Source organism: Sphingobium sp. S6, from assembly GCF_905120495.1.
GTDB lineage: Bacteria > Pseudomonadota > Alphaproteobacteria > Sphingomonadales > Sphingomonadaceae > Sphingobium > Sphingobium agri.
This window is the reverse complement of the sequence record NZ_CAJHOG010000001.1, coordinates 1,184,056-1,210,746: the sequence shown is the minus strand read 5'-3', so window position 1 is coordinate 1,210,746 and position 26,691 is coordinate 1,184,056. Positions and strand designations below refer to the sequence as shown.

Sequence of the window (26,691 nt, the reverse complement as noted above, 5' to 3'; positions counted from 1 at the left end):
CTTTTAATCCTCGAACGCCGCCGTAGGACAATGCTTGCCGCAAAGGAAGGCGTCAGCCACCAGTTGCAGCGGCATAGTGTCGGCGCCGATTGCCCGATCCTTCACCAGCTGGACGAACTGCCGGTACATCTCCGGATATTCGCCTTCTGGCGCCTGCACCATGACTTCGCCGTCCACGGTCAGCTGGTTCCCGCCTTCGGACAGCAGCAGCTTGCCATCCTGCGTTTCGACCGCAATGTCCCATGTCTGCTTGCCGGTCTGCCGCCAATCGAACGCTGCTTCGATGGGCGCGCCCGACGCGCTCGCCATCTTCAGGCTGGCGGCGATCGGCGCCTGCTTGTTGGCGGGCACTTCCAGGCTCGCGGCCAGCATCGTCACCGGTTCGGGCATGATCTCGGTCAGGATCGACAGCGCATTGATGCCCGGATCGAACACGCCAAAACCACCTGCTTCCCAGATCCAGGGCTGGCCGGGATGCCAATGCCGCACATCTTCGCGCCACTCGATCGACACGCGCGTGACCTTGCGTTTCGCCATCCATGCCTTGGCATCTGCCACGGCGGCGGCATGGCGGCTGTGCCAGCTTGCATAGATCGTCACGCCCTGCGCGCGCGCCAGGGTGATCAGCGCCTCGACTTGCGTCACCGTCGCGCCGGGCGGCTTTTCCAGGAAGACATGCTTGCCCGCCAGGATCGCCTCGCGCGCGGCCTCGTAGCGCACCTGCGGCGGTTGGCACAGTATCACCGCATCCATGTCGGGTTCGCCCGCCAGCATCGCGTCCAGCGTGGGATAGTTGTTCACGCCATCCGCCTGCGCATTGCGGCTGGCTACCGCCACCAGGTCGATGCCGACGGTTTGTTCGATCGCGGGTAAATGCTGGTCGCGCGCGATCTTGCCCAGCCCGACCAGCCCCGCCTTGATGATGCCGTTCATGCCGTTCCTCTGCTCTTTAATGATTGTCGCGCGGCAGACCCTGGGTCTGCGCGATCCGCTGGAACTTCTCCGCGCCCTCCAGGATCGCCCCCTTGTCCAGCTGTCCCACCAGAGCGCGCTGGATTTCCTGCCACGGGGTCTGCGACGCCGGATAGGCATAGCCACCCTCCGCCCGCAATGCCGCGCGCCGCGCTTCCAGTTCCTCGTCGGGGATCAGCACGTTCACCGTCCGCGCCTCCAGGTCCATCCGCACCCGGTCCCCGGTCTTCAGCAGCGCCAGCCCGCCCATCGCCGCCGCCTCTGGCGAGGCGTTGAGGATGGATGGGCTTCCCGACGTGCCCGACTGCCGCCCGTCGCCGATGCAGGGCAGGGCGGACACGCCCTCCGTGATCAGATAGGCGGGCGGGCGCATGTTCACCACCTCCGCCGCGCCCGGATAGCCGATCGGTCCGGCGCCGCGCATGAACATCAGCGTGTCAGGCGTGATGCCGACCGCCGGATCGTCGATCCGCGCATGATAATCCTCCGGCCCGTCGAACACGACCGCCGGTCCTTCGAAGGCGTTCGGATCGGCAGGGTTGGAGAGGTAGCGATGGCGGAATTCCTCGCTGATGACGCTCGTCTTCATGATCGCCGCGTCGAACAGATTGCCCGACAGCACCAGGAAGCCCGCTTCTTCCTTCAGCGGCTGGGCGAAGGGGCGGATGACATTTTCATCCTCGATCTCCACCGCCCGGCAATTCTCGCCCATCGTTCGCCCGTTCACCGTCATAGCGCCCTCGCGGATCAGGCCCTGCGCGATCAGCTGCCCCACCACCGCAGGCACGCCGCCCGCGCGATAATAATCCTCGCCCAGATATTCGCCCGCCGGCTGCAGGTTCACCAGCAGCGGCACATGATGCCCCACCGTCTCCCAATCCTTCAGCGGCAGTTCGACGCCGACATGCCGAGCGATCGCCGCCAGATGGATCGGCGCGTTGGTCGATCCCCCGATCGCCGAATTGACCATGATCGCATTATGAAAGGCATCCAGCGTCAATATGTCGGAGGGCTTCAGATCCTCCGCCACCATCTCCACGATCCGCTTGCCGGTGCGCCACGCGGCCTCCTGCCGGTCGCGATAAGGCGCGGGGATCGCGGCCGATCCCGGCAACATCATCCCCAGCGCCTCGGCCAGGCTGTTCATGGTCGTCGCCGTGCCCATCGTGTTGCAATAGCCGGTCGAGGGCGCTGACGAGGCCACCAGCTTGATGAAGCCCTCATCATCGATCTTCCCCGCCGCCAGCAGCTGCCGTGCATGCCAGACGATCGTGCCCGACCCCGTCCGCTGCCCCTTGTACCAGCCATTGAGCATCGGCCCGACCGAGAGCGCAATCGCCGGAATGTTCACCGTCGCCGCCGCCATCAGCAGCGCAGGCGTCGTCTTGTCGCAGCCCGTCGTCAGCACCACGCCATCGATCGGATAGCCGTACAAGGCCTCGACCAGCCCCAGATAGGCAAGGTTCCGGTCCAGCCCCGCCGTCGGCCGCTTGCCCGTTTCCTGGATCGGGTGGACCGGAAATTCGAGCGCTATGCCGCCCATCTCGCGGATGCCCTCGCGAATGCGCTCGGCCAGCACCAGATGGTGGCGGTTGCAGGGCGACAGGTCGCTGCCGGTCTGCGCGATGCCGATGATCGGCTTGCCGCTCCGCAACTCCTCCAGGCTCAACCCGAAGTTCAGATATCGCTCCACATAGAGCGCCGTCATGTCGATATCGTCCGGATTGTCGAACCAGGCGCGGCTGCGCAATTTCCGGTCGGGCTGAGACGAAACGGCCATGAGATATCCTAAAGGCATTGAGGCGCGCCACGCATTGACGCTATCGGCTGATCCATATACTCATACAAATAAGCAGACAAGAACGGAAATGACGTGGGCATGAGCAGCTATGACGTGGTGGGCGACTGGGGCACCAGCCGCCTGCGCCTCTTCCGCATGGAGCAGGGGCAGGTCACCGCCCGCCGCGAAGGCCCAGGCATAGCCGAAGCGGGCGCGAACGCCGCCCAAGCCTTCGCGCAAGCCATCGCCCCCTGGCTGGAAGACGGCACGCCCGGCACCATCCGCCTGTGCGGCATGGCGGGCGCGCGCGACGGCTGGGTGGAAGCGCCCTATGCGGACTGCCCTGCCACCGCGCAGGATTGGCGCACCGCTGCCGTCCGCTTTGACTGGCAGGGCGCGCCGCTGTCGATCCTGGCGGGCCTTGCCTGCACGGACGAGGATGGCGTCCCCGACGTCATGCGCGGCGAGGAAACGCAGATTTTCGGCGCGATGCACCGGAATCCCGATCTGGCTCAGGGCCGCCACCTGATCGTCCTGCCCGGCACGCACAATAAATGGTCGCTCGTGGAGGATGGCCGCATCGTCAGCTTCCGCACCGTCCCCACTGGCGAGCTTTTCGCCCTGCTGCGTGATCAGTCCACGCTCGGCCCCAAAGCCGCCCCCGCAGATGCCGCCCAGGAAGCGGAAGGTTTTGCCGAAGGCCTTGGCCGGGCAGGGGAGGGCCGCCTCCTCACCAACCTCTTTGCCGCCCGCGCCAAGCGCCTGCGCGCCGGCCGCTCGCCAGATTGGGCCGCTGGCTATCTTTCCGGCCTTCTCATCGGCTGCGAAATCGCCGAGGTGCGCGCCCTGCTCGGCGACGTCAGCGGCATCACCCTCATTGGCGATCAGCGCCTGTGCGCCCGCTATGCAGAGGCACTGGAGGCCCAAGGCCTCTCTTCCCGATCCTTGAGCGGCGACGATTGCGTCCTCGCTGGCCTCACTCTTCCGGAGAATGCCGCATGACCCTAGATTCCCTTCTTGGCGCAGGCGCTCCGCCCGTCTGCGCCATCCTCCGTGGCCTTCGTCCCGAAGAAGCGGTGGAGATCGGCACGGCCCTCATCGACGCGGGCATCCGCATCATCGAAGTGCCATTGAACTCGCCCGAACCCTTCGAAAGCATCACCGCGCTCCAGCAGGCGTTCGGCACAACCGCGCTGATCGGCGGCGGCACCGTGCTGTCGGTCGAAGCGGTGGACGATCTGCGCCGCACCGGTGGGCGCATCATGGTGACGCCCAATACCGACCCCGCCGTCATCGCCCGGGGCGCGCAATATGGCTTCGACATGCTGCCCGGCTTCATGACCCCCAGCGAAGGCTTCGCCGCCGTCCGCGCAGGTGCCCGCCGCCTCAAACTATTCCCCGCCGCCAGCCTCGGCCCCGCCTATATCAAGGCCATCAAGGAAGTGCTGCCGCGCCATGTCGGCCTTTGGGCAGTGGGCGGCACCGGCGCCGACACGATCGGCCAATGGCTCGGCGCAGGATGCGAAGGCATCGGCGTCGGTGGAGCCCTATACCGCGCTGGCGACACGGCCGCGACGGTGGCGGGCCGGGCGAAAGCCTTGGTCGAAGCGTGGCGCGCGCTCCGCTAAAGAGCGCCACGCTACCCATCATCCGTTCGCCCTGAGCCTGTCGAAGGGCTCTAGTTCCTTTTAGAAGGGAAGGGCTTCGACAAGCTCAGCCCGAACGGAGTTAGAGTGATCCGTATGAAAGGCGAGAGGTTGAACAGGCAAGGCCTCCCATCCCGTTCAGGCTAAGCCAAGCTAAGTGCATCAACCCCAAACCCCGAACACTATCCCACCCGCTGCTCGATCCGCCGGTCCAACACCTCCCGCACCTTGCCCGCCAGATCGGCATAGGTGAAAGGCTTGGTCAGCAATTCCACTCCCGGGTCCAACCGCCCATGGTGGAAAATGGCGTTACGCGCATAGCCGGTCGCGAACAGGATCTTGATGTCGGGCCTGCGCGCCGCTGCCTCCCGCGCCACGTCCGCTCCCGTCATCCCTCCGGGCAGAACCACATCGGTGAACAGCAGGTCGATATGCTCGCCCGGCTGCTCCAGCGCTTCCAGCGCCGCCGGTCCATTCCCCGCTTCGATCACATGATAGCCCAGCTCGTTCAGCACCTCGACCGCATAGGCGCGCACCTTCTCGTCATCCTCGCACACCAGCACCGTCTCGTCGCCACCGCTGACGGCGGGGCGGGGGACCTCCTCCAACTGGTCGTTGGCAGGCACCAGGCCATGATAGCGGGGCAGGTAGATCTTGACGCTCGTCCCTTCACCCACCTCCGAATAAACCCGGATATGCCCGCCTGACTGCTTGATGAAGCCATAGACCATGGACAGCCCCAGCCCGGTGCCGCGCCCCACTTCCTTGGTGGTGAAAAATGGCTCGATCGCGTGGCTCAGCGTCTCCGCGTCCATACCTTGGCCTGTGTCGGACAGGCAGATCAGCACATATTGCCCGGGCTGCACATCATCTTCCTGCGCCGCATAATGGTCATCGATATGCGTGTTGGCGACTTCGATGGTCAACTTGCCGCCGTCCGGCATCGCGTCCCGCGCATTGACCGCCAGGTTCAGCAGGGCGTTTTCCATCTGGTTGAGGTCGACCTCGATCGGCCATGCGCGCGCGGCCTGGATCGTCTCCACCTCGATCCTCTCGCCCAAGGTGCGGTTCAGCAGTTCCGACATGCGGCTCACCAGCCGGTTGGGATCGACGCGTTCGGGCGCCAAAGGCTGGCGGCGCGAAAAGGCGAGCAGCTGCTGCGTCAGCATCGCCGCACGCTCGGCACCTGCCATCGCATTGTCCGCCGCGCGGCGCATCCGCTCATTATCGTTGAGGCCGCGCTGGAGCAGTTCGAGGTTGCCGGTCACGACCTGCAACAGATTGTTGAAATCATGGGCGACGCCGCCGGTCAGCTGGCCCAGCGTCTCCATCTTCTGCGCCTGCCGCAACGCGGCTTCCGTTTCGGCAAGGGCGCGGGCGTGGGCGCGCTGTTCCGTGACGTCCCGCGCCACGCAATAGACCAGCCCATTGTCGGGCACCGCCGTCCAGCTGAAACTGCGATAATCGCCATCCTTGGTCCGGAACCTGTTCTCGAACCGGATCGTCAACACCCCCTGTTGCAGGGTTTGAACCTCCTCTCTGGTGCGCGCGCTATCATCGGGATGTTCCATCCATTCCGATGTGCGGCCGATCAGTTCCTCCTGGCTCCATCCCAATATGTCCGTCCATGCAGGACTCGCCGACAGCCATTTTCCCTCCATGTCGGCAATCAGGAACGGATCGCGGGCCAGCGTCCACAGGCGGTTGCGGTCAGCCACCATCTCCCGTTCGGCTTTGACCCGCTGCGTCGTCTCGTTGACGATGCACAATGCTCCGCCGATCGATCCGTCCGCTTCGAACACGGGGGAATAGCTGATGTCGAAATAAACCTGCTCGCCCCGTCCACCGTCCCGTTCGATGTAAAAGGGACGGTCTTTGGCATGCACCGTCTCGCCCTTCTGGACCACGGACAGCAGCAGCGGCTCCAGATCGTCCCACAGTTCAGCCCAATTCTCCCGCGCCGGGCGGCCAAGCGCGGCTGGATGCTTGTCGCCGATCGTCGGTGCATAGGCTTCATTATAAAGCGCGCAGAGTTCCGGCCCCCAGAACAGCACGATTTCCGCCTTGGATGACAGCATCAGCCGAACCGTTGAGATCAGCGCGGGCGACCATCGCTCAACCGGGCCCAGCGGCGACCCGTCGCCGATGTGCGCCGTCAGATCCCCCAGGGGACCCTGCGTGGCGATCATTCCGGCGATAGTGTCCGCCGGCGCAATCATCGATTATCCTCTGTTAAGAAGTGCATAGGCGGGATACGCCTGTCCGATGATTTGTATCCGCTCGTTACGGAACGTTGCGACCTTTTGTCCCATGGTCGCCCTCTTGCAACAATAAGGGCATCGGCGCATGGATCGCCGCCATGACCGAACTTGCCCTTGGCCCGGCTACGGCTGCATCCCGTCCGCTCTCGATCGCTCGCTGGCTGCTTGCCGTGGCGGCGCTGGTTTTCTGCATGGTGGTGGTCGGCGGTATCACGCGCCTCACCGAATCGGGGCTGTCGATTACGGAATGGAAGCCGATCACCGGCGCGATTCCGCCGCTCACCCATGCGCAGTGGGAGGACGCGTTTCGGCTCTATCAGCAAATTCCCGAATATCAGCAGCTGCGGCAGGGCATGACCCTCTCAGACTTCCAGTTCATCTTCTTCTGGGAATGGGTGCACCGGCTGCTTGGGCGGTTGATTGGCGTCGCCTTCGCCCTTCCGCTGATCTGGTTCGCCTGGCGGCGCGCGATCCCGTCCGGCTATGGGTGGCGGCTGGTCGCGCTGCTGGCGCTTGGCGGGCTTCAGGGTGCGATCGGCTGGTGGATGGTCACGTCCGGCCTCTCGGTGCGCACCGATGTCAGCCATTACCGGCTGGCCGTCCATCTGCTGACCGCGCTCTTCATCATAGGGGGCCTCGTCTGGACCGCACTTGATCTGCTTGCCCTTGCGCGGAACCCAGCCGCCCGTCCAGCCGCGCTGCGTCCCTTTGCCCTTGTCGTCCTGCTGGTACTGCTGGTCCAACTGATGTTCGGGGCCTTCACCGCGGGGCTCGACGCTGGCTATGTCTCCAACACCTGGCCGCTCATGAACGACCATTTCGTGCCAGAGGGGATTTCCTGGCTGGGATCGCTCTGGGCCACCTTGTCCAGCGATCCTTATCTCGTCCATTTCATCCACCGCTGGTGGGCCTGGGTTGCCGCCGCCATGCTGATCCTGCTTGCCCGCAAGGCGAAGGGGGCAGGGCGGCGCGGCGCCTCGATCGCGATCAACGCTGCGGTCGGCACGCAGATCGTTCTGGGCATCGCCACCGTTATCAGCGGCATCGCTCTGTCGCTGGCCGTGCTGCATCAAGCCGTCGGCGCCGTCGTCGTCGCTGCCGCAGCCTGGGGCGCGCACGCCGTTGGGGAACGCCGGGCATGAGCGGCGTCGCGCTTGTCTACACGCTTTTCGGCTCGGCCGAGGCGGCTGATCGCGTGGCGCGCCAGCTGATCGCGGAAAGGCTGGCCGCCTGCGCCAATATGCTAGGCGCCGCGACCTCACTCTATGAATGGAACGGGGTCATGGAAAGCAGCGCCGAGGTGCCGGTCCTCTTCAAGACCACGCCCTCCCGCCGCGACGCCCTTATGGCGCGCATTGCCGAACTTCACGACTATGAAGTGCCCGCAATCCTCGCTTTGCCGGTGGAATCGGCTGATTTAGCCTACGCAAAATGGGTCGCAGAGCAGATCGCGAAGTGACGGGTATTATTTTACCCGTCAGGAAACCCGCCGAATCTCTTGACTTCTGAACCCCTCAACGTCATTAGCCCCCATCTTCTGAAAGCCCAGAACGCTTTCAGTTCACTATTTCATTCTGGAGATTGGCACCATGAAGGCGCTGATGAAGACCACTAAGCCGGCAACCCCGGCAACGGTCGAAAAGAAGTGGATCCTGATCGACGCGGAAGGTCTCGTCGTCGGCCGCCTCGCCTCGACCGTCGCGAACATCCTTCGCGGCAAGCACAAGACCAGCTTCACGCCCCACGTCGATTGTGGTGACAATGTCATCATCATCAACGCAGGCAAGGTTAAGTTCACCGGCCGCAAGCTGACCGACAAGGTGTACTACAAGCACACCGGTTACGCTGGCGGCATCAAGGAAACCACGCCTGCCAAGATCCTGGAAGGCCGCTTCCCCGAGCGCGTCCTCGAAAAGGCCGTTGAGCGTATGATCCCCCGTGGCCCGCTCGGCCGTCAGCAGATGCGCAACCTGCGCATCTTCGCCGGTGCTGAACATCCGCACGAAGCGCAGAACCCCGAAGTGCTCGATTTCGCGTCGCGCAACCGCAAGAACAAGGTGGGTGCATAATGTCCGATAACCGCCAGTCCCTGTCCGACCTCGCGTCGCTGACCGCCAATGCGCCCGCCGCTGCTCCCGCTGCTGCTGGTGAGACCACCGCTGCCGACGCGCCCATCGCGCCGGTTCAGCCTTCGGCTCCCCTGCGTGCGCAGGAAATCGACAGCCTCGGCCGCGCCTATGCCACCGGCCGCCGCAAGGATGCCGTCGCCCGCGTCTGGGTGAAGCCCGGCACCGGCAAGATCACGGTCAACGGCCGCGATCAGGAAGTCTATTTCGCTCGTCCGACCCTGCGTCTCGTCATTAACCAGCCCTTCGGCGTGACCGAGCGTGAAGGTCAGTATGACGTGATCGCCACCGTCAAGGGCGGCGGCCTGTCGGGTCAGGCTGGCGCCGTGAAGCATGGCATTGCCCAGGCATTGTCCAAGTACGAACCGGCACTGCGCAGCGCGGTCAAGGCTGAGGGCTTCCTCACCCGCGACAGCCGCACCGTTGAGCGTAAGAAGTACGGTAAGGCCAAGGCCCGCCGCAGCTTCCAGTTCTCGAAGCGCTAAGCGTCAGGTACAAAGCATTTTGGAAGGGGCCGGTTTTCCGGCCCCTTTTTTCTATGGCAGTCCGTTGCGGACGCGTATCAGTGGCAACCTTTCACTAATCCAGGTTGTTGACCTGCCGTAGATCACGACAGGAGGACAATATGGGTGAAGCGACTGACAAGCTGAAGGCCGCAGGCAACAAGGCTGCAGGGGCCGTCAAGGAAGCGGTAGGCCAACATCAAAATAACGCCGATCTAGCCGCAGAAGGAAAAGCGCAGAAGGCAAAGGGCACTGCTCAGGACGTCAAGGGCTCTGTGAAGGGCGCGCTTGGCGACAAGATCTGATAGCCTTCATCGCATCAGGAGAAAAGCCTCGCATGACGCGGGGCTTTTTTCTTAATGGCCCGGCTCTGTAGTGGCTGAGGCATCATTGGACGGGCGTAGATAGGCGCGTACGTCCCGCCGCAGTTCTCCAGCGCACAGATAGAGTGCGATGACGTTAGGAATAGCCATTAGGAAGAAGCTGCTGTCGACAATATCCACCACTCGTCCCAGGTCGATCGCCGCGGCAGGCGGCAGCGCCAGGATATAGAGGATTTTATAACTCCACTGCGCCTTTGGACCATGGCCAAAAAGATATCCCCAGGCCTGAAGCCCATAAAATCCCCAGGCGACGAGCGTTGAGTAGGCGAACAGAACGACGACCACTGCCAGCAGCCACGGAAACCAGGGCGACACCTGCGCGAACGCGGCCGAAGTGATGGCCACGCCTTCGAGCCCGGATGTCCACGTACCTGCAACGACGAGCGCCAACCCGCCAACGGAACAAACGATCATCGTGCCGAGCAGCGGCTCAAGCAGCGCGACCAGCCCCTCCGATACAGGATGGCGTACCCGCGCCAGGCTATGCGCCATCACAGCCGAGCCGACGCCTGCCTCGCTGGCGAAAACGGCACGCCTCATGCCCGAGACGAAGGCGCCAACGGCGCCCCCGGTAGCTGCACTGCCGGTCCAGGCGCCATGCCATATTTGTGCCAGGGCAGCCGGGATTGCCGTAGCATGGATGATAAGGACGGCGGCAACGCCCGCCAAGTAGACGGCGACCTTGAGCGGGGTAAGACGCTTCGCAACCTCACCCAGCCATGCGGCACCCCCTAGGGTGACCAAAGCGACGGCGGCTGCCAACAGCACGCCATAGGCCCAGCCGTTGGATAGGCCGGTCACCACCCTGACCTGCGCAAAGCTCTGGTTGACCTGCACCATCGGGATCGCCCCGAACAGCGCGAAGAAGGCGTAAAGCCCACCCAGTACCAGCCCCAGCCGCGGCCAGCCACGCGCAGCGCCGATGGCTCTCAGCACATACATGGGTCCGCCATGGACATGACCACGCTGATCGAAGGTCCGGTATTTCAGGCCAAGCATCACCTCGGCCATCTTCACGGTCATGGCGAGCCAGCCGATCACGAACATCCAGAAAATCGCGCCCGGTCCGCCCATTGTGAGCGCAACTGCAACACCCGCGATGTTGCCAAGGCCGATCGTACCGGCAAGGGCGGTGGTCAGGGCACCCCACTGGCTAACATCACCCTTGGCTTGATCCGCGTCTGGCTGTGTCCGCAAGATGCGCACTGCGCGTCCAACCGCCCGAACATTGGGAAACCCGAGCCAGACGGTGAAGAACAACATCGGCACGGCGAGGTAGAGGACGATCAATTCGATCTCGGCGCCCAGCAAGGGAACCTTGAAGAAGACCGCGCTGGAGAGCGCGTCTACCGCTGCATTGAAGCCGTCCACCTGCTAGGGAATGACGGCTCGGCGGTGGAAAGTCGAACAAAGATTGCTATGGGGGTCATAGGTTAGCCTCGTGGCAGGACAGGAATTATGAGCAGGCGTTATTTCGGCACGGACGGGATCAGGGGGCGGACGAATCAATGGCCGATGACAGCCGAACTCGCGATGAAAGTCGGCATGGCTGCGGGGAAGCATTTCCAGCGCGGCAGCCACCGGCATCGGGTCGTGATCGGCAAGGACACGCGCCTATCCGGCTATATGGTTGAAAATGCTCTGGTGGCTGGTTTCACGGCGGTGGGCATGGATGTTGTCCAGTTCGGCCCCATCCCTACGCCTGCAGTTGCGCTGCTTGCCCATTCGATGCGTGCTGATCTCGGCGTCATGATTTCGGCCAGTCACAATCCCTATGCTGACAACGGCATCAAGCTGTTCGGGCCTGACGGCTACAAGCTGTCCGACGAAGATGAGCTGAAGATAGAGGCGATGCTGGAGCAGGATATTCCGCTAGCAGCGCCCTCCGAAATCGGCCGTGCGCGCCGGGTTGAGGACGCAAGAGGGCGCTATATCCACGCGGTGAAGTCCAGCTTTCCTGCTGATCTTCGCTTGGACGGCCTCAAGATCGTCGTCGATTGCGCGAACGGTGCAGCTTACCAGGTCGCGCCATCGGCGTTCTGGGAACTGGGAGCCGAGGTGATCGCGATCGGCGTGACGCCGAACGGCATCAATATCAACGATGGCTGTGGATCTACCTCTCCACTTTTGTGTCAGGAAACGGTCGTGTCTTCGGGGGCGGACATCGGCATTGCCCTCGACGGAGACGCGGATAGGCTGATCGTCGTGGATGAGAAAGGCCAGATTGTCGACGGTGACCAGATCATGGCGCTGATCGCTACCAATTTCGCACGTGACGGATTGCTGCGCGGGGGCGGCCTGGTAGCGACGGTGATGTCCAACCTTGGCCTGGAACGGCATCTTGCCGGACACGGGATCAGCCTGGAGCGTACCAAGGTCGGCGATCGCTATGTTCTGGAGCGGATGCGAGAGGGCGGCTTCAATGTTGGCGGAGAGCAGTCCGGGCACATGATCCTGTCCGATTATGCGACCACTGGCGATGGCACCGTAGCGGCGCTGCAGGTGCTCGCGGCGCTCGTTCGCTCGGGCAAGCCTGCCAGCGAGGTCTTGCATCGGTTTGATCCCGTGCCACAACTCCTCAAGAATGTCCGCTTTTCCGGGGGCAAGCCACTGGAGCATGAAGAGGTCAAGCGGGTGATCGCGCAGGCAGAGGGCGAACTCAATGGCTGTGGCAGATTGGTCATTCGCCCGTCCGGCACTGAGCCGGTGATCCGCGTGATGGCGGAGGGGGATCGGGAGGATCAGGTCAAGGACGTCGTCGAGCGGATCTGCGACGCTGTCGCCAGGGTCGCGGCCTGATGCTTGACATGCGTCCGGATTGCGAACGGTGTGGCATGGACTTGCCAGCGGCAGACCCTGGGGCATTCATCTGTTCTTTCGAATGCACCTTTTGCGCTGGCTGCGCAGAGGCGCTGGACGACCGTTGCCCCAATTGCGGTGGGGAGTTGATGGATCGCCCAACGCGGACAGGTGATGCGCTCGTCCGCCATCCAGCCTCTATCCTGCGTCAGTACAAGGGATGAAACCCGCGCGCATTTTGATCGTCGCGGGTTCGGACAGCGGCGGAGGGGCTGGCATTCAGGCCGACATCCGCACTGTTACGCTGCTGGGCGGTCATGCAATGACCGCGATCACTGCCATTACGGCCCAGAATACGATCGGTGTGCAGGCCGTGCATGCGGTGCCCGCGGATATGGTGGTCAAGCAGATGGACAGCGTCATCAGCGATATCGGTGTTGATGCTGTCAAGATCGGGATGATTGGGTCCGCTATGACTGCGGAGGCGGTCGCTGACCGGCTGGCGCAGTTGACCAATGTGCCGATCATATTCGATCCGGTGATGGTCGCGACGAGCGGATCGGTGCTGGCGGATCAGGCGACGGTCGCGGCATTTGAGCGGCTGATGGCGTTGGCGACTTTGGTGACGCCGAATATACCGGAGTTGGAGGCGCTGGGCGGTGAACAGATTGCGATCTGCTTCGATACGCATGTGCTGGCGAAGGGTGGGCATGGCGAAGGGGCGATGCTGACGGACCGGCTGATCGGGCCGGGAGGGTTGGTAAAGTCATGGAGCAATGCGCGAATTGAAACGATTCACACGCATGGGACGGGATGTACCTTGGCCAGTGCTATTGCTGCTCGGTTGGGGCAGGGGTCAATGCTTATAGAAGCTATTGAATTTGCTAGGAAATATGTTCGGGAAGCGCTGATGTTGGCGCCGGGTCTGGGGCAGGGGCACGGGCCGATGGGGGCGCCGTTCGGGTTTCATCAACATGCCTGATTTCGCGCATGAGCGATTGCATCATCCCGGGCTGGTCGCTGGAGTGGATGAAGCGGGCAGGGGGCCGCTGGCGGGGCCGGTCGTGGCTGCTGCCGTCATCCTGCGGCAGGAGGATTGCCCGGATGGCCTGAATGACAGCAAGCAACTGACCGCCGCCCGCCGCGCGGTGCTGGAGGGCGAGATCAAGGCGCGGGCGCTGTGTTGGGGGATCGGGGTGGCGTCAGTCGAGGAGATTGACGAGATCAACATCCTTTGGGCGACGATGCTGGCGATGACGCGAGCGGTCGAGGCGCTCAGCAAAGATTGCGCACATGTGCTGGTGGACGGCAATCGCTGCCCCAAATGGCGGTGGGCCTCGACCGCCGTGGTCGAGGGCGACGCCAAATGCCTGTCGATCGCCGCCGCGTCGATATTGGCCAAGGAGGCGCGCGACCGCATGATGATAGAGGCGGCGGCGGTGCACCCCCATTATGGCTGGGAAAGCAACAAGGGCTATGGCAGCCCGATGCATCTGGCGGCGCTCAGGGAACATGGCCCAACGCCGCTGCACCGGCGCAGCTTTGCTCCGGTCGCGCAGTTGGTGCTGTTGTAGAAACTGGAGCGCTTTCGCAGCAGATGGCGTCATCTGCTGGCAGGAAAGGCGGAAAAACTCGACATAAATGGAGCGTGACCCGATCCAGTGTGATTGGACCTTGCCAAGGCCAATTGAGTTTGAGCTGAGCCGCTCTTGCTTGATCCGCATCATATTCGCGCAGGGTGAGAGACTTCGGTAACTGATTTCCCGACTGATGGGGGTCAATCCGTGCGAGATCAGTTTTTAGGTTTGAACAGTCCACAGGTCTGAGGGTGTTCGCGTACGTCGGCGGTTGCACGTTCGTCGGACGTTGCTCCCTGCCCACCCCCGGCCCCTCCCGCCTGCGGGAGGGGAGAGATGATGGAGCCACCGGGCTAGTTTCGAGACGCGTTCCAGCTTGTCGACTACGTATCGAGAAAGGGGCGAGCTCTAGCCCTCCGTCACTTCTCAGCGGATCAGCACGCCGAGCGGAGTTCGCCGCGTGCCTCTGGATGCGACAAAGGCTTCTTACTCTGTGCCATGGCGGGATTAAGAATAGTGAGCCAAAAGCCGCTTCCGGCTGGCGAATCCGTGCACAATAGTTAAGAAAGACTTTATGCGCGTGATGCCGTTCCTGCTGGCGCTTGCCGCCATAACGCCTGTGTCATCGATGAGCCAAGCGGCCGCTGAGGTCGCAGGCTCGGAAGGACAGGTCATGCAGCCGGGCGGTTATCGTTGGCTGGAGGAGGGGCCGTTCGACGGGCCGCTCTACCTGATCATCAGCCTTCAGCGACAGATGGTGCATGTCTATAATGGCGACCGGCTGGTGGGGATGGCGAGCGTATCCACGGGCACGCCGGGGCACCGGACGCCGACCGGCGAGTTCACGATCCTGCAGAAGCGGGAATGGCATCGGTCCAACCTCTACAGCAATGCACCCATGCCGTTCATGCAAAGGCTTACCTGGGATGGCGTGGCGCTGCATGCGGGGCATAATCCCGGTTATCCGGCGAGCCATGGCTGCATCAGGCTGCCTACCGCCTTTGCGCGGACATTGTTCGGGATGACGCAGCTTGGCACTTTGGTTCGGGTCAATGCGGATGCGTTGGGACCGACCTTGATGCTGGATCAACTGGTCATGAATGATCCGGGGACGGCGGTGGTGACATTCACGCCGGGTCCCAAGCCGCCGGTGGTGGAGCAGGCCAAGGTTGAGTTGGCATCGCGGGATGTGCCTGTGCTGGCCGTCGATCCCAGTGTGTTCCGGCCGAGGTTGCGGCGGTGGTAGGGTTGGTGCCTGTTTTTCCAGAGGTCTGACGTCTTCGTTTTGAACAGATGAGGGATTCGACAAGCTCAGCCCGAACGGGTGTGGGTTGTTGGCCTGAGGCTCAGGGCGACCGGGTTAAGAGTGCTTGCGATCCTTAGAAGGTGATCGTCTTACACGGAAGCATCGGCATTAAGGCTGATTTTCCGTCACCCTGGGCTCGACCCGGGGTCCCGCTGCCTCGGTAGCGTCAGATAAGAAGCGGGACCCCGGATCAAGTCCGGGGTGACGATCACTCAAACATGAACATGCTCTAAACCGCGCTGAGCCCTGCGTCGGCCAGGCCGCGCCACAGGTGCAGGGCCTGGACGCTTTCCTTCACATCATGGACGCGGACCATTTGCGCGCCCGATTGGGCAGCGCGAAAGGCGAGGGCGATGGAGCCGCCGAGGCGGTCGGCGGCGGGGGCTTCGTTGGAGAGGGCGCCGATCAAGCGCTTGCGGCTTCCGGCAAAGAGCAATGGCACGCCGAGGCCCTGGAAAGTGGCAAGGCCATTGACCAGCGCCAGATTGTCGGCGAGCGACTTGCCGAAGCCAAGGCCTGGATCGACCATGATCCGGTCGCGCGCAATGCCTGCACTGACGCAGCTTTCGATGCGGCTTTCGAGCATGTCGAACACATCGGCGACGACATCGCCATAGCCGCCCGGATTGTCATGTGGGTCATCGCCGGAGGACGGCGCATGCATCAGGATGACGGGGCAGGACGCGCGCGCCGCGACTTCCAGCGCGCGGGGATCATGGGCAAGGGCGCTGACATCGTTGATGACCTTTGCTCCTGCCGCGAGCGCCGCTTCCATGACGGCCGCCTTGCGCGTGTCGATCGATACCGGGACGCCTGCGGCGGCGAGACTTTCGATGACCGGCACGACGCGGGCGATTTCGTCGCCTTCCCACACTTTGGGAGCTTTGGGGCGCGTGGATTCGCCGCCGATGTCGATAAGGGCCGCGCCGGCCGCCGCCATGGCGAAGCCAGCGTCCGCCGCCGCCTGGGGGTCGCCCATATGCTTCCCGCCGTCGGAGAAGCTGTCGGGCGTGACGTTGAGGATCGCCATGACTTGCGGCGCATCGAAGCGGATGGTGCGATCGCCCAGCGCCAGCGGATGGCGCTGCGCCGAGATATTGGCTGCGAGACGCGTGGCGCGTTCCGCGAGCGGGGCGGGAAGCGAGGCGATGGTTTCGTCGAACTGCGCCACCGGGATCGTGATCCGCGTCAGGCGGTGCGCGCCCTGTAGTGCGGTCAGCTCATAGGCCTGGAACCAGATCAGGCCATTGGCCATGCGTGCCGCTGACCCATCGGGCAGGCCGATGGGGGAGGGGACGAACCATGTGGGCTTCAGGTAAAGCCGAGCGTCGTGGGGGAGGGTGGATAGGATCATTGCTGGTCTCGTTCACGCTGCGCCTGTCGAAAGCTTTTCCTTGTTAAAGAAAAAGAAGGGGCTTCGACAGGCTCAGCCCGAACGGAAATGCAGGTGAGGGCGTCAGGGCTCGTTTGCGAGCAGATAAGTCTGGCGCAGCGTGTCGATGGGCTTAAGGGCGCCGTCGACTTCATGGTGCCAGAAGGTCCAGCCATTGCAGCTGGGCGCATTTTGCAGGGTTGCGCCGATCTTGTGGATCGATCCCGTATCCGTGCCGATGCAAAGTGAGCCATCGGCGCGCACGGTGGCCTGCCAGCGGCGCTTGGCGTCGGTCAGGATCGAGCCGGGCTGGAGATAGCCGGTTTCGACAAGCGTGCCGAAGGCGACCTTGGGCTGGCTCTTCGCGCTTTGCATGATGGTGAGTGCGGATTCGTCCAGCGGCAGGGCGGCTTCGATGCGCTCCATCGCGACTTCGATATAGCTGTCTTCGCGTTCGATGCCGATCCACTGGCGGCCAAGCCGCTTGGCGACTGCGCCGGTGGTGCCGGTGCCGAAAAAGGGATCGAGCACGACATCGCCGGGCTTCGTGCAGGCCAGCAGCACGCGATAGAGCAGGGATTCGGGCTTTTGCGTCGGATGCGCCTTCGTCCCGTTGCGCTTGAGCCGTTCCTGCCCGCCGCAGATTGGCAGCACCCAGTCGGAGCGCATCTGAAGCTCGTCATTGAGCGTCTTCATCGCTTTGTAGTTGAAGGTATATTTGGCGTCTTCGCCCTGGCTGGCCCAGATCAGCGTTTCATGCGCGTTGGTGAAGCGGGTGCCCTTGAAATTGGGCATGGGGTTGGACTTGCGCCAGATGATGTCGTTGAGGATCCAGAAGCCTTCGTCCTGAAGGGCCGTGCCGACGCGGAAGATATTGTGGTAGCTGCCGATGACCCAGATGGTGCCGTTGGGCTTCAGGATGCGGCGGGCCTGCGCCAGCCATGCCTTGGTAAAGCGGTCATAGCTGCTGAGCGTATCGAATTTGTCCCAGTCATTGTCGACGGCATCGACACGCCCGCCTTCGGGACGGAAGAGGTCGCCGCCGAGCTGGAGATTATAGGGCGGATCGGCGAAGATCATGTCGATGCAGGCGTCGGGGAGCTTCGCCATTTCGGCGATGCAGTCGCCGCGCAGGAGGCTGTTCGCCGGGATAGCGACGGCCTCTCTTTCAACCGGCGCAACCGCCCTTTTACGCCGCGGCGCGACGCGTTCCATGACACCCATTATGTGACCCCCATTCGTTTCGAGGACCAGCGTTGAGTCGTCGGGAGTCCGGCGTCAAGATCAACGGCTTAGCCGCTGAGCCTCAGACAAAAGTTAACAGCAGGAGAACGAAAGAGGTAGACACGACATGTTGAGTCCGGATGTCGCCATGGGACTCAATATCAGGTGGTGTGACTCAAAAGACTCAGCTGCTGGACCCCGCCAACTTTTTTTGGTTAACGTCGCTTCGACCCTTCAAAAACGGTCTTCGCTTGATCTTCTCATAATCATTTGGTTATGACTTCGCAATGAATGATCCTCTTTCAAGCGGCGACCGCTCGGCGGCATGTGACGAACTTTTCAAGGCGCTGTCCGACGGGACGCGGCGCGCCCTCCTGGAATATCTGGTGAAGGAAGGGGAGCAGAGCGTGCATGCCCTGACGGCGGTGTCGGACGTGTCGCAGCCGATGGTGTCGCGGCATCTGGGGAAGTTGAAGCGGGCTCGACTCGTGACGGCTCGCCGGGCAGGCCGGGAGACCTATTATGCAGCCCGCGTGAAGGGGCTGGCGCCGGTGGTGCAGTGGATGGCTATTTACGGTGCGCTCTGGTCACAGCGCTTTACCGCGTTGGAAGAATTGAACGAACCGGCCTGACGCGGTTTTCGCCGATCTTTTCTCCTTGCATTGCGGGCCTAAATGATGATCGAAAGCGCCGTGATCCATGTTGCGGGAAGGGGGCGGGGTGGGCCGCCCTGAAGGGGTGCGGCATGGTGACGGGAAAAAAGACGTGGAGCAGAAGATTGCAGGCCGCCTTGACGGGAGACAGGGGCGGGCGCGCTTTGTCAGAGAGTCACCCGATGTCAGGCGCCAGGCTCTGATCGAAGCGACGGCGCAATGTCTTGCCGAGAAGGGGGTGGCGGCGACATCCGTTCGGGCCATTTGCGCGCGGGCGGGGGTCTCTGCGGGATTGCTCACCCATTATTTCGATGGGGTCGACGCGCTGATCCTCGCCACCTATCGCGATGTTGGGGAGAAGGTGGCGGCGGCGCTGGAGCAGGCCGTTGCCGAAGCGGGGCCTGATCCGCTTGACCGGCTATGGGCTTATATCAGGGCGAATTTGCAGCCGCCTGTGCTGGACCCCAATTTGCTGGCGACCTGGATTTCCTTTTGGAGCCTGGTGAAGACCAGTCCGGAAATCGCCGCCACGCATGCGGAGACCTATGGCGGATCGCGCGAACGGCTGGAGGTGCTGCTGAGGGAAGCCGCGCCGCAGATTCCGCGTCCGGCGGCGCGGATCGCTGCGATTGGCTTGACCGCCATGCTGGACGGCTTGTGGTTGGAGCTGTGCCTCGATTCCTCGACCTTCACGATCGAAGAGGCGCTGGAGATGGCCAAGGAAGCCATGACCTATGTGATCCAGAAACCAAGGGATGAGCCGGTCGATCAATGATCGGTCCGTTGATCGCTTTTCTCAATGACAGGTGTGAATAAAAGCAATTTCCCCCGACCCTGCTCCCTCCCTACATAGGCCGGGCAAACAGCAACCCTAAGAAGGAACTGGAAAGCCCATGGCTCTCATCAACACCAGCATCAAGCCGTTCAAGGCCACCGCGTTCAAGGAAGGCAAGTTCGTCGACGTCACTGACGAGGACGTGAAGGGCAAGTGGGCGATCTTCTTCTTCTATCCCGCCGACTTCACCTTCGTGTGTCCGACCGAACTGGAAGACCTGGCCGGCATCTACCCGACGCTGCAGTCGCTGAACGTCGAAGTCTATTCGGTTTCGACCGACACGCACTTCAGCCACAAGGCCTGGCACGACACGTCGCCCGCGATCGGCAAGATCAACTATTATATGCTGGGCGACCAGTCGGGCCAGATCACCAACAATTTCGACGTGATGCGTCCGGGCGTGGGCCTGGCCGACCGTGCGACCTTCCTGGTCGATCCCGAAGGCGTGATCCAGTTCATGGAAATCACTTCGGAAGGCGTCGGCCGCAACGCGACCGAATTGCTTCGCAAGGTCAAGGCTGCGCAATATGTCGCCGCTCACCCCGGCGAAGTGTGCCCGGCCAAGTGGGAAGAGGGTGAAGAAACCCTGGCTCCCTCGCTCGACCTCGTCGGCAAGATCTAAGCAACACCTGCCCTTTCGCCGGGTCGGGTCGAGCAACTCCCCGGCCCGGCGGGGGTTTACCAAGACATTTTGAACGCTGTCATGCCGGGCCTTTGGGTCGCACCTCCCGGCAAGCGGACCTGCGCGCCCACGGGCGGTGCGCCAATTCAATGGAGCTACGAAGATGTTGGACGCAAATCTGAAAGGCCAGCTGAAGGCCTATATGGCGAACATCACGCAGCCGATCGAGCTGGTGGCGTCGCTGGACGAGAGCGCGAAATCGCGCGAACTGGAAGGGCTGCTGAGCGAGATCGCCGAGCTGTCGGACAAGGTGACTGTCACCTCTGGCAATGACAAGCGCAAGCCGAGCTTCATGATCCGGCGCGCGGGCACCGATATCGGCGTGACCTTCGCGGGTATTCCGATGGGGCATGAGTTCACCTCGCTGGTGCTTGCCCTGCTGCAGGTGGGCGGCCATCCGTCCAAGGCGGCGCAGGAGTTGATCGAGCAGATCAAGGAGTTGGACGGCGACTTCAGCTTCGAAACCTATTTCTCGCTGTCATGCCAAAACTGCCCGGATGTAGTGCAGGCGCTGAACCTGATGAGCGTGCTCAATCCCCGGATCAAGCATGTCGCCATCGATGGCGCGCTGTTCAAGGAAGAGGTGGATGCGCGCCAGGTAATGGCTGTGCCGACCGTGTTCCTGAACGGTGAGCCGTTCGCGTCGGGCCGCATGGAGCTGGAACAGATCGTCGCGAAGATCGACAGCGGCGCGGAAACCCGCGCGGCGGAGAAGATCAAGAAGCAGGACCCGTTCGAAGTGCTGGTGGTCGGCGGCGGTCCTGCTGGCGCGGCGGCGGCGATCTATGCAGCGCGCAAGGGCATCCGCACGGGTGTCGCGGCGGAACGCTTCGGTGGGCAAGTGCTCGACACGATGGACATCGAGAACTTCATTTCGGTCAGCCGGACGGAGGGCCCCAAGCTCGCCGCGCAGCTGGAAGCGCATGTGAAAGATTATGATGTCGAGATCATGAACCTGCAAAAGGCGGCCAAGCTGATCCCGGCGAAGACCGAGGGCGGATATCATGAAGTCGTGCTGGAAAATGGTGCATCGCTGAAAGGTCGCACCGTCATCCTGTCTACTGGCGCCAGGTGGCGGCAGATGGGTGTGCCGGGCGAAGAGGAATATCGCAACAAGGGCGTGGCTTATTGCCCGCACTGCGATGGTCCCCTGTTCAAGGGCAAGCGCGTGGCGGTGATCGGCGGCGGCAACAGCGGCGTCGAAGCGGCCATCGATCTGGCCGGCATCGTTGCTCATGTGACGCTGATCGAGTTCGACAGCCAGCTGCGCGCCGACGCGGTGTTGCAGCGCAAGCTCGCCAGCCTGCCTAATGTGCGGATCATCACCTCGGCGCTTACGACCAAGGTCGAGGGTGACGGGACCAGGGTCACGGGCCTTAGCTACAAGGACCGCAACCATGGAACCGAGCATGATGTCGAGCTGGAAGGTATCTTCGTCCAGATCGGGTTGGTCCCGAACACGGAATGGCTGAAGGACGCGATCGCGCTCTCGCCACGCGGCGAAATCGAGATTGACGCCAGGGGCGAAACGAGTCAGCCAGGTATATTCGCTGCGGGCGACTGCACGACCGTGCCTTACAAGCAGATCGTGATCGCCATGGGGGCAGGATCGACTGCGGCGCTTTCTGCCTTCGACTATCTCATTCGTCTGCCCGCTTCCGCGGAAACAGCCGAAGCAGCCTGAAGAGACAACCCCGAGCGGGGGGTTGGGAAGCGGTCGCCCCCAGGCCCGGTGGCGGCCGCTTCTTGATTTAGCCACCGTGTTGCGGGAGCCCCCAATGCTGCCGTGCAAACCGCTGAAGCTCGATCAGAAGTTCGATATCTTCAGGCGCGTTGCCGCCAAACCCGCCATGCGGCATGCCTTCAAATATGTGGAGTTCGACAGACAAGGCTGCCCGGCGCAGTGCCCGATGCATCCTCACCGCATTGGAAAGGAACAAGTCTCGCGTTCCTGCCTGAATGAAGGCAGGCGGAAAGCCTGCTGAAAAGTCACCGAACAAAGGTGAAAGATAAGGGTGCGCGAGGTCGTGCCCCCCAGCGTAAAGCAGATTAGCGTTCATCAGCGGTCGCGGGAGCATCACGTCCACCAGCTGGTTTGTTTCGAAGCTGTCGCCGGATTCGGTAAGGTCTAGCTCTGGCGTCAAAAGGATCAAGGCAGCGGGCAAGGGCATGCCCTCGTCACGGCCGCGCAGCACCGTCGCGGCCGCCAGATTACCGCCCGCAGAAGCGCCGCCGATGATGATCTTTTCAGGCGCATGGCTGTCCAAAAGAGCGCGGTAGACAGCGACGCAATCATCGAGCGCAGCCGGATAGGGATGTTCGGGTGGCATGCGATAGTCCACCGAATAGCATGACGCGCCGTGCTGGTCGGCGATGCGGCGCGCGCCTGTTCGGCAAAATTCGCCTTCGCCATGGACCAGCCCGCCGCCGTGGAAGTCGAGATAGGCGCGGCCGTCTGGAACGTGATCTGCCGGCGTCGCGAGGTGCACGCGGACGCCTGCCATCTCGATGGTTTCGACGGTCGATTTCAGGCTAGGCGACAGGGCGGAGGAGAAATCGGCCATGAACTTGCCGACTGCCTCCTTGGAGCGGGTCCAGCCTTCCAGGTCGTCAGGCGCTGGCTGCGGCATGGCGTTCAGTGGCAGGCCGTCGGGCCCAGTCATGGTTGCGAGGAAGGCGCGAGCCTGTAAACTTACCGATTGAGGGAAGGGCACGGTTCTGCCGCTTATTCTCACGCCTGTTGGATCATCCATTGCTCATGTCCCTCCTCATTCCTGGCATGATGAGGAGCAAGCGCGCACTGATCAAGCTTGTCGGCGGCGGGTTCCAAACCGGCGCATAGGGACTTGCCTCTCAGTTATTCAGCGATGAGGATGGCGAGCGGTCAGCAGATAGTTGATTGCCTTGTTCGAAGAGAGCGTGAAGCCCTTGCGCGGGTCGAAAGAAAGGCCGGTGACATCGGTGACCTCCAGTCCGGCCTTCACCAGCATGTCGGTCAGTTCCTCTGGTGTCAGGAACTTGTCCCAATCATGCGTGCCTTTGGGAATGCCGCCGATGCTTTCGCCGATGCTGATCATGGCGAGGCGTGACAGGGGCGTGCGGTTGGGAGTGGACAGGATGAGCAAGCCGCCGGGGGCCAGTTTCGCCGCCAGCGCGCCTATGAAGGCGGCAGGATCGCTGACATGCTCGATGACTTCCATCGACGTGACGAGGTCGAACCCTTCGCTGTCCAGTTGCTCGACCGGTGTGGCGCGATAGTCGATCAACAGGCCCTGGCCTTCGGCATGGGCGCGGGCGATGGCGATATTTTCCTGCGCGGCGTCGAGGGCTGTCACCGTGGCGCCGAGGCGTGCCAAGGGTTCTGATAGAAGGCCCGCACCGCAGCCAACGTCCAAGGCGCGCTTGCCCGTCAAGGGACGGAAGCTGCTTTCCTCACCCCGCCAGTGCCCATCGATCGCGCTGCGAATATAGCGCAGTCTTACAGGATTGAGCTTGTGCAGCATGGCGCTGCTGCCGGAAGGATCCCACCAGTCAGCTGCCATCGCGCCGAAATGCGCGGCTTCGCGGGGGTCTATGGTGCTGGGAACTGAGTTGGCCATGCACCCTGCCTATCAAGCTCCGCGATGGTGCGCCACGGGCATTTATTTCTTGCGCGGGGGCGGCCCATCGCCGTCGAGATATTTATCCTCCGCATCCAACTGCCGATGCAGTTCGCGCGTGGCCGCTTCCGTTCGCGCCAATTCTTCGGGACTCCTGTGCCGCCGGTTGCTCATGATCACATAAATGAGCACCGCCGCGAGCAGGATCGGCCCTCCGATCGTGAAAAGCCCGTAAAGGACTCCGTCCATGGCTTCCTCCTTCTAAATCTTCCACTCAAGGAATGAGCGATGACGCCATGGGGTTCCATATGGCCTTGCTTGCCATATCTGCCGCTGCTGCTATAGCGGCGCCGTTTTTCCCCGGAGGGGGATCATCTTTCCAGATCAGCAGACAGGTTCGACAAGAAAATGGCGCGCATCGTGATGAAATTCGGCGGCACCTCGATGGCGGGGATGGAGCGAATTCGCAACGTGGCCGCGCGCGTCAAACATGTTGTCGAGCAGGGGCATGAGGTCGCCGTCGTCGTATCCGCCATGGCAGGCGAGACGGACCGGCTGGTCGGCTTCTGCAAGGAAGCGTCCGCGCTTTACGATCCGGCGGAATATGACGTGGTGGTCGCCAGCGGCGAACAGGTGACGAGCGGCCTGCTCGCCATGACGCTCAAAGCCATGGGCGTGGACGCGCGCAGCTGGCTTGGCTGGCAGCTGCCGATCCGCACCAACGAAGCCCATGCAAAGGCGCGCATCGGCGACATCGATACGATCGATCTGCTTGCATCGATGCGGTCGGGCACCGTCGCGGTGATCCCCGGATTCCAAGGCATGATGGAAGACGGCCGCATTTCGACCCTGGGCCGTGGCGGCTCGGATACGTCGGCGGTCGCCGTCGCGGCGGCGGTGAAGGCAGACCGCTGCGACATCTATACGGACGTCGATGGCGTCTACACTACCGACCCGCGCATCGTGGCGCGCGCGCGCAAGCTCGACCTCGTCACCTATGAGGAAATGCTGGAACTGGCCTCGGTCGGGGCCAAGGTGCTCCAGACCCGCTCCGTCGGCCTCGCCATGAAGGAAGGCGTGGTCGTGCAGGTGCTTTCCTCCTTCGATGATCCCACCCAGACCGACCTCCCCGGCACGCTGATCGTCAGCGAGGAGGAACTGGAAGCCAAGCTCAAGGAAGACAAGATGGAACGTCAGCTCATCACCGGCATCGCCCATGACAAGAATGAGGCGAAGATCACCGTCACCCGCGTGCCCGATCGTCCGGGCGCCGTGGCGCACATCTTTGGCCCGCTGGCCGATGCCGCGATCAACGTCGACATGATCATCCAGAATGTCGGCCGCGACAAGGGCGAGACGGACGTGACCTTCACCGTGCCGGGCGCCGACCTTGCCCGCGCGCTGGACGTGCTGGAAAGCCAGAAGGAAGAGATCGGCTTCAACCGCGTGATCCCGGACACGAAGGTCGCGAAGGTGTCGGTCGTCGGCGTCGGCATGAAAAGCCATGCCGGGGTTGCTTCGACCATGTTCAAGAGCCTGGCCGATCGCGGGATCAACATCCTCGCCATCTCGACCAGCGAGATCAAGGTTTCGGTGCTGATCGACGAGGATGAGACGGAACTGGCGGTGCGTGTGCTGCACACGGCCTATGGGCTGGACGCGCCGGTCGCATAATTCAAATGATTACCCCTCCCCTTGGGGGGAGGGGCCGGGGCCTGGCCCCACTGAACAGCGCGTGGGGAGGGCCCCCACCCCAACCTCTCCCCTGAAGGGGAGGGGCTTTGTGCTTCTAGGATTAGACTGATGACCAACGCCAAACTCACTTCCCTGATGGCTCGCGGCACCGAATTTCTTGGCTGCGACGTCGCGATCATGTGCGGGGCGATGAGTTGGGTGTCGGAGCGGAACCTGGTCGCGGCCATTTCCAACGCGGGCGGCTTTGGCGTGATCGCCTGCGGCGCGATGACGCCGGAACTGCTCGACAAGGAAATCGCCGCGACGAAGGTGCTGACGTCCAAGCCCTTCGGCGTCAACCTGATCACCATGCATCCGCAACTTTTCGATCTGATCGAGGTCTGTGCGCGTCATGAGGTCGGCCATGTGGTGCTGGCAGGCGGTTTGCCGCCCAAGGGCAGCATCGAGGCGATCAAGGAAAAGGGCGCCAAGCTCATCTGCTTCGCTCCGGCGCTGAGCCTGGCCAAGAAGCTGGCGCGCTCTGGCGTCGATGCGCTGGTGATCGAGGGGATGGAAGCGGGCGGCCATATCGGACCGGTGTCGACCAGCGTGCTGGCGCAGGAAATCCTGCCGGAAATGGCGTCGCAGCTGCCGGTGTTCGTCGCTGGCGGGATCGGGCGGGGCGAGTTGATCGCGGGCTATCTGGAAATGGGCGCGGCGGGCGTGCAGCTTGGCACCCGCTTTGCCTGTGCGAGCGAGAGCATCGCGCATCCGAACTTCAAGAAGGCTTTCTTCCGTGCTTCGGCGCGCGACGCGATCGCCAGCGTGCAGATCGACCCGCGTTTGCCGGTCATTCCGGTGCGGGCGCTGAAAAACGCCGGGACCGAAGCCTTTACCGCCAAGCAACGGGAAGTCGCGAATCTGCTCGATGGCGGCTCTGTCGACATGATGGAAGCGCAGTTGCAGATCGAGCATTATTGGGCGGGAGCGCTCCGCCGGGCCGTGATCGATGGCGATGTCGAGGGCGGATCGGTGATGGCGGGGCAGTCGGTCGGCATGGTGACGAAGGAAGAGCCGGTCACCGACATTATCACGCAGTTGATGGACGAGGCGGTTGTCGCGCTGGAGCGGCGTAGCGCCTGAGGCCGTCCTGATTATAGAGACGAACCGAATCCCTGAAGGGACGAAGCGATCCGGGCGATCATCGCCAGGAACGCGCAGCTTTGCCATGAGTTTGGGCCATAAGGTTTGGCGCTGAAAATTGATCATAGGGGATAATGGGTTGCCGTTGCGTGCTGC

At 62.8% G+C, this 26,691-nt stretch carries 27 protein-coding genes; 18 read left to right on the top strand and 9 right to left on the bottom strand.

The features are described 5' to 3' along the window. Positions 1 to 3 precede the first annotated feature (3 nt). The gene (locus tag SPHS8_RS06215) at positions 4 to 933 is read right to left on the bottom strand and encodes a Gfo/Idh/MocA family protein (protein ID WP_201514694.1); all 930 of its coding nucleotides are present in this window, start codon (positions 931 to 933) and stop codon (positions 4 to 6) included. Between the two features lie 16 nt (positions 934 to 949). Continuing rightward, positions 950 to 2,752: an IlvD/Edd family dehydratase gene (locus tag SPHS8_RS06210; RefSeq protein ID WP_201514693.1), complete on the bottom strand. Its 1,803-nt coding sequence runs from the start codon at positions 2,750 to 2,752 to the stop codon at positions 950 to 952. 99 nt (positions 2,753 to 2,851) lie between these two features. On the opposite strand from SPHS8_RS06210, the gene SPHS8_RS06205 reads away from it, so the two are divergent. Next, complete coding sequence (locus tag SPHS8_RS06205) at positions 2,852 to 3,754, top strand: 2-dehydro-3-deoxygalactonokinase (RefSeq protein ID WP_201514692.1); 903 nt, start codon at positions 2,852 to 2,854, stop codon at positions 3,752 to 3,754. After that, on the top strand, positions 3,751 to 4,380 hold the full coding sequence (locus SPHS8_RS06200) for a 2-dehydro-3-deoxy-6-phosphogalactonate aldolase (protein WP_201514691.1): 630 nt from the start codon (positions 3,751 to 3,753) through the stop codon (positions 4,378 to 4,380). The genes SPHS8_RS06205 and SPHS8_RS06200 overlap by 4 nt, the downstream gene beginning before the upstream one ends. A gap of 200 nt (positions 4,381 to 4,580) precedes the next feature. Here SPHS8_RS06200 and SPHS8_RS06195 read toward each other — a convergent pair whose 3' ends face one another. After that, the gene (locus tag SPHS8_RS06195; protein WP_201514690.1) at positions 4,581 to 6,617 is read right to left on the bottom strand and encodes a hybrid sensor histidine kinase/response regulator; all 2,037 of its coding nucleotides are present in this window, start codon (positions 6,615 to 6,617) and stop codon (positions 4,581 to 4,583) included. 140 nt (positions 6,618 to 6,757) lie between these two features. On the opposite strand from SPHS8_RS06195, the gene SPHS8_RS06190 reads away from it, so the two are divergent. The 5 genes from SPHS8_RS06190 to SPHS8_RS06170 all read left to right on the top strand — a co-directional run bounded on the left by SPHS8_RS06190 (position 6,758) and on the right by SPHS8_RS06170 (position 9,593). Continuing rightward, positions 6,758 to 7,801, top strand: coding sequence for a COX15/CtaA family protein (locus tag SPHS8_RS06190; protein WP_201514689.1), 1,044 nt, complete (start codon positions 6,758 to 6,760; stop codon positions 7,799 to 7,801). Next, positions 7,798 to 8,118 carry a divalent-cation tolerance protein CutA gene (gene cutA, locus SPHS8_RS06185; protein ID WP_201514688.1) on the top strand — a complete coding sequence of 107 codons (321 nt, stop codon included), beginning with the start codon at positions 7,798 to 7,800 and terminating at the stop codon, positions 8,116 to 8,118. Before SPHS8_RS06190 ends, cutA begins: the two co-directional genes overlap by 4 nt. Positions 8,119 to 8,248: 130 nt before the next feature. Continuing rightward, a complete protein-coding gene (rplM, locus tag SPHS8_RS06180; RefSeq protein WP_097092068.1) occupies positions 8,249 to 8,728 on the top strand; it encodes a 50S ribosomal protein L13 in 480 nt (159 codons plus the stop codon). Then, positions 8,728 to 9,270, top strand: a complete 543-nt coding sequence (gene rpsI / locus SPHS8_RS06175; RefSeq protein WP_097092067.1) for a 30S ribosomal protein S9 — start codon at positions 8,728 to 8,730, stop codon at positions 9,268 to 9,270. The genes rplM and rpsI overlap by 1 nt, the downstream gene beginning before the upstream one ends. A 140-nt stretch (positions 9,271 to 9,410) precedes the next feature. Beyond that, entirely contained in the window at positions 9,411 to 9,593 is a 183-nt protein-coding gene (locus tag SPHS8_RS06170) for a CsbD family protein (RefSeq protein WP_097092066.1), read from the top strand. Positions 9,594 to 9,644: 51 nt separating this feature from the next. Here SPHS8_RS06170 and SPHS8_RS06165 read toward each other — a convergent pair whose 3' ends face one another. Next, positions 9,645 to 11,042 (bottom strand): alanine/glycine:cation symporter family protein, encoded by a 1,398-nt coding sequence (locus SPHS8_RS06165; protein ID WP_201514687.1) that lies wholly within the window; start codon positions 11,040 to 11,042, stop codon positions 9,645 to 9,647. 87 nt (positions 11,043 to 11,129) lie between these two features. On the opposite strand from SPHS8_RS06165, the gene glmM reads away from it, so the two are divergent. The 5 genes from glmM (at position 11,130) to SPHS8_RS06140 (ending at position 15,293) form a co-directional block, all read left to right on the top strand. After that, the gene (glmM, locus tag SPHS8_RS06160) at positions 11,130 to 12,470 is read left to right on the top strand and encodes a phosphoglucosamine mutase (protein WP_201514686.1); all 1,341 of its coding nucleotides are present in this window, start codon (positions 11,130 to 11,132) and stop codon (positions 12,468 to 12,470) included. After that, positions 12,470 to 12,694, top strand: coding sequence for a DUF1272 domain-containing protein (locus SPHS8_RS06155; protein WP_201514685.1), 225 nt, complete (start codon positions 12,470 to 12,472; stop codon positions 12,692 to 12,694). The genes glmM and SPHS8_RS06155 overlap by 1 nt, the downstream gene beginning before the upstream one ends. Next, positions 12,691 to 13,452 carry a bifunctional hydroxymethylpyrimidine kinase/phosphomethylpyrimidine kinase gene (gene thiD, locus SPHS8_RS06150; RefSeq protein ID WP_201514684.1) on the top strand — a complete coding sequence of 254 codons (762 nt, stop codon included), beginning with the start codon at positions 12,691 to 12,693 and terminating at the stop codon, positions 13,450 to 13,452. Before SPHS8_RS06155 ends, thiD begins: the two co-directional genes overlap by 4 nt. Further along, on the top strand, positions 13,445 to 14,044 hold the full coding sequence (locus SPHS8_RS06145; RefSeq protein ID WP_097092061.1) for a ribonuclease HII: 600 nt from the start codon (positions 13,445 to 13,447) through the stop codon (positions 14,042 to 14,044). The genes thiD and SPHS8_RS06145 overlap by 8 nt, the downstream gene beginning before the upstream one ends. Before the next feature lie 586 nt (positions 14,045 to 14,630). After that, positions 14,631 to 15,293, top strand: coding sequence for a L,D-transpeptidase family protein (locus SPHS8_RS06140; protein ID WP_201514892.1), 663 nt, complete (start codon positions 14,631 to 14,633; stop codon positions 15,291 to 15,293). A gap of 289 nt (positions 15,294 to 15,582) precedes the next feature. Here SPHS8_RS06140 and folP read toward each other — a convergent pair whose 3' ends face one another. Together folP and SPHS8_RS06130 are read right to left on the bottom strand one after the other, a co-directional pair. Next, positions 15,583 to 16,707 carry a dihydropteroate synthase gene (gene folP, locus SPHS8_RS06135; protein WP_097092060.1) on the bottom strand — a complete coding sequence of 375 codons (1,125 nt, stop codon included), beginning with the start codon at positions 16,705 to 16,707 and terminating at the stop codon, positions 15,583 to 15,585. 102 nt (positions 16,708 to 16,809) lie between these two features. Beyond that, positions 16,810 to 17,949, bottom strand: coding sequence for a site-specific DNA-methyltransferase (locus SPHS8_RS06130; RefSeq protein WP_281494301.1), 1,140 nt, complete (start codon positions 17,947 to 17,949; stop codon positions 16,810 to 16,812). Positions 17,950 to 18,236: 287 nt separating this feature from the next. Between SPHS8_RS06130 and SPHS8_RS06125 the strand changes: the two genes are divergently transcribed. The 4 genes from SPHS8_RS06125 to ahpF all read left to right on the top strand — a co-directional run bounded on the left by SPHS8_RS06125 (position 18,237) and on the right by ahpF (position 21,803). Beyond that, on the top strand, positions 18,237 to 18,581 hold the full coding sequence (locus SPHS8_RS06125; RefSeq protein ID WP_201514683.1) for an ArsR/SmtB family transcription factor: 345 nt from the start codon (positions 18,237 to 18,239) through the stop codon (positions 18,579 to 18,581). A gap of 133 nt (positions 18,582 to 18,714) precedes the next feature. Further along, positions 18,715 to 19,377 (top strand): transcriptional regulator BetI, encoded by a 663-nt coding sequence (betI, locus tag SPHS8_RS06120; RefSeq protein WP_443018567.1) that lies wholly within the window; start codon positions 18,715 to 18,717, stop codon positions 19,375 to 19,377. A gap of 118 nt (positions 19,378 to 19,495) precedes the next feature. Continuing rightward, the gene (gene ahpC, locus SPHS8_RS06115; protein WP_097092057.1) at positions 19,496 to 20,059 is read left to right on the top strand and encodes an alkyl hydroperoxide reductase subunit C; all 564 of its coding nucleotides are present in this window, start codon (positions 19,496 to 19,498) and stop codon (positions 20,057 to 20,059) included. Between the two features lie 163 nt (positions 20,060 to 20,222). Beyond that, positions 20,223 to 21,803, top strand: a complete 1,581-nt coding sequence (gene ahpF / locus SPHS8_RS06110) for an alkyl hydroperoxide reductase subunit F (protein WP_201514681.1) — start codon at positions 20,223 to 20,225, stop codon at positions 21,801 to 21,803. 67 nt (positions 21,804 to 21,870) lie between these two features. On the opposite strand, the gene SPHS8_RS06105 is transcribed toward ahpF, so the two are convergent. The 3 genes from SPHS8_RS06105 to SPHS8_RS06095 form a co-directional block, all read right to left on the bottom strand. Next, positions 21,871 to 22,782, bottom strand: coding sequence for an alpha/beta hydrolase (locus tag SPHS8_RS06105; protein WP_236574980.1), 912 nt, complete (start codon positions 22,780 to 22,782; stop codon positions 21,871 to 21,873). A gap of 198 nt (positions 22,783 to 22,980) precedes the next feature. Beyond that, a complete protein-coding gene (ubiG, locus tag SPHS8_RS06100; protein ID WP_201514679.1) occupies positions 22,981 to 23,718 on the bottom strand; it encodes a bifunctional 2-polyprenyl-6-hydroxyphenol methylase/3-demethylubiquinol 3-O-methyltransferase UbiG in 738 nt (245 codons plus the stop codon). Between the two features lie 42 nt (positions 23,719 to 23,760). Continuing rightward, a complete protein-coding gene (locus SPHS8_RS06095) occupies positions 23,761 to 23,967 on the bottom strand; it encodes a hypothetical protein (RefSeq protein WP_097092054.1) in 207 nt (68 codons plus the stop codon). 159 nt (positions 23,968 to 24,126) lie between these two features. Between SPHS8_RS06095 and SPHS8_RS06090 the strand changes: the two genes are divergently transcribed. Further along, complete coding sequence (locus tag SPHS8_RS06090) at positions 24,127 to 25,392, top strand: aspartate kinase (protein WP_097092053.1); 1,266 nt, start codon at positions 24,127 to 24,129, stop codon at positions 25,390 to 25,392. A gap of 129 nt (positions 25,393 to 25,521) precedes the next feature. Further along, positions 25,522 to 26,535, top strand: coding sequence for an NAD(P)H-dependent flavin oxidoreductase (locus tag SPHS8_RS06085; protein WP_201514678.1), 1,014 nt, complete (start codon positions 25,522 to 25,524; stop codon positions 26,533 to 26,535). The last annotated feature ends 156 nt before the right edge of the window (positions 26,536 to 26,691 follow it).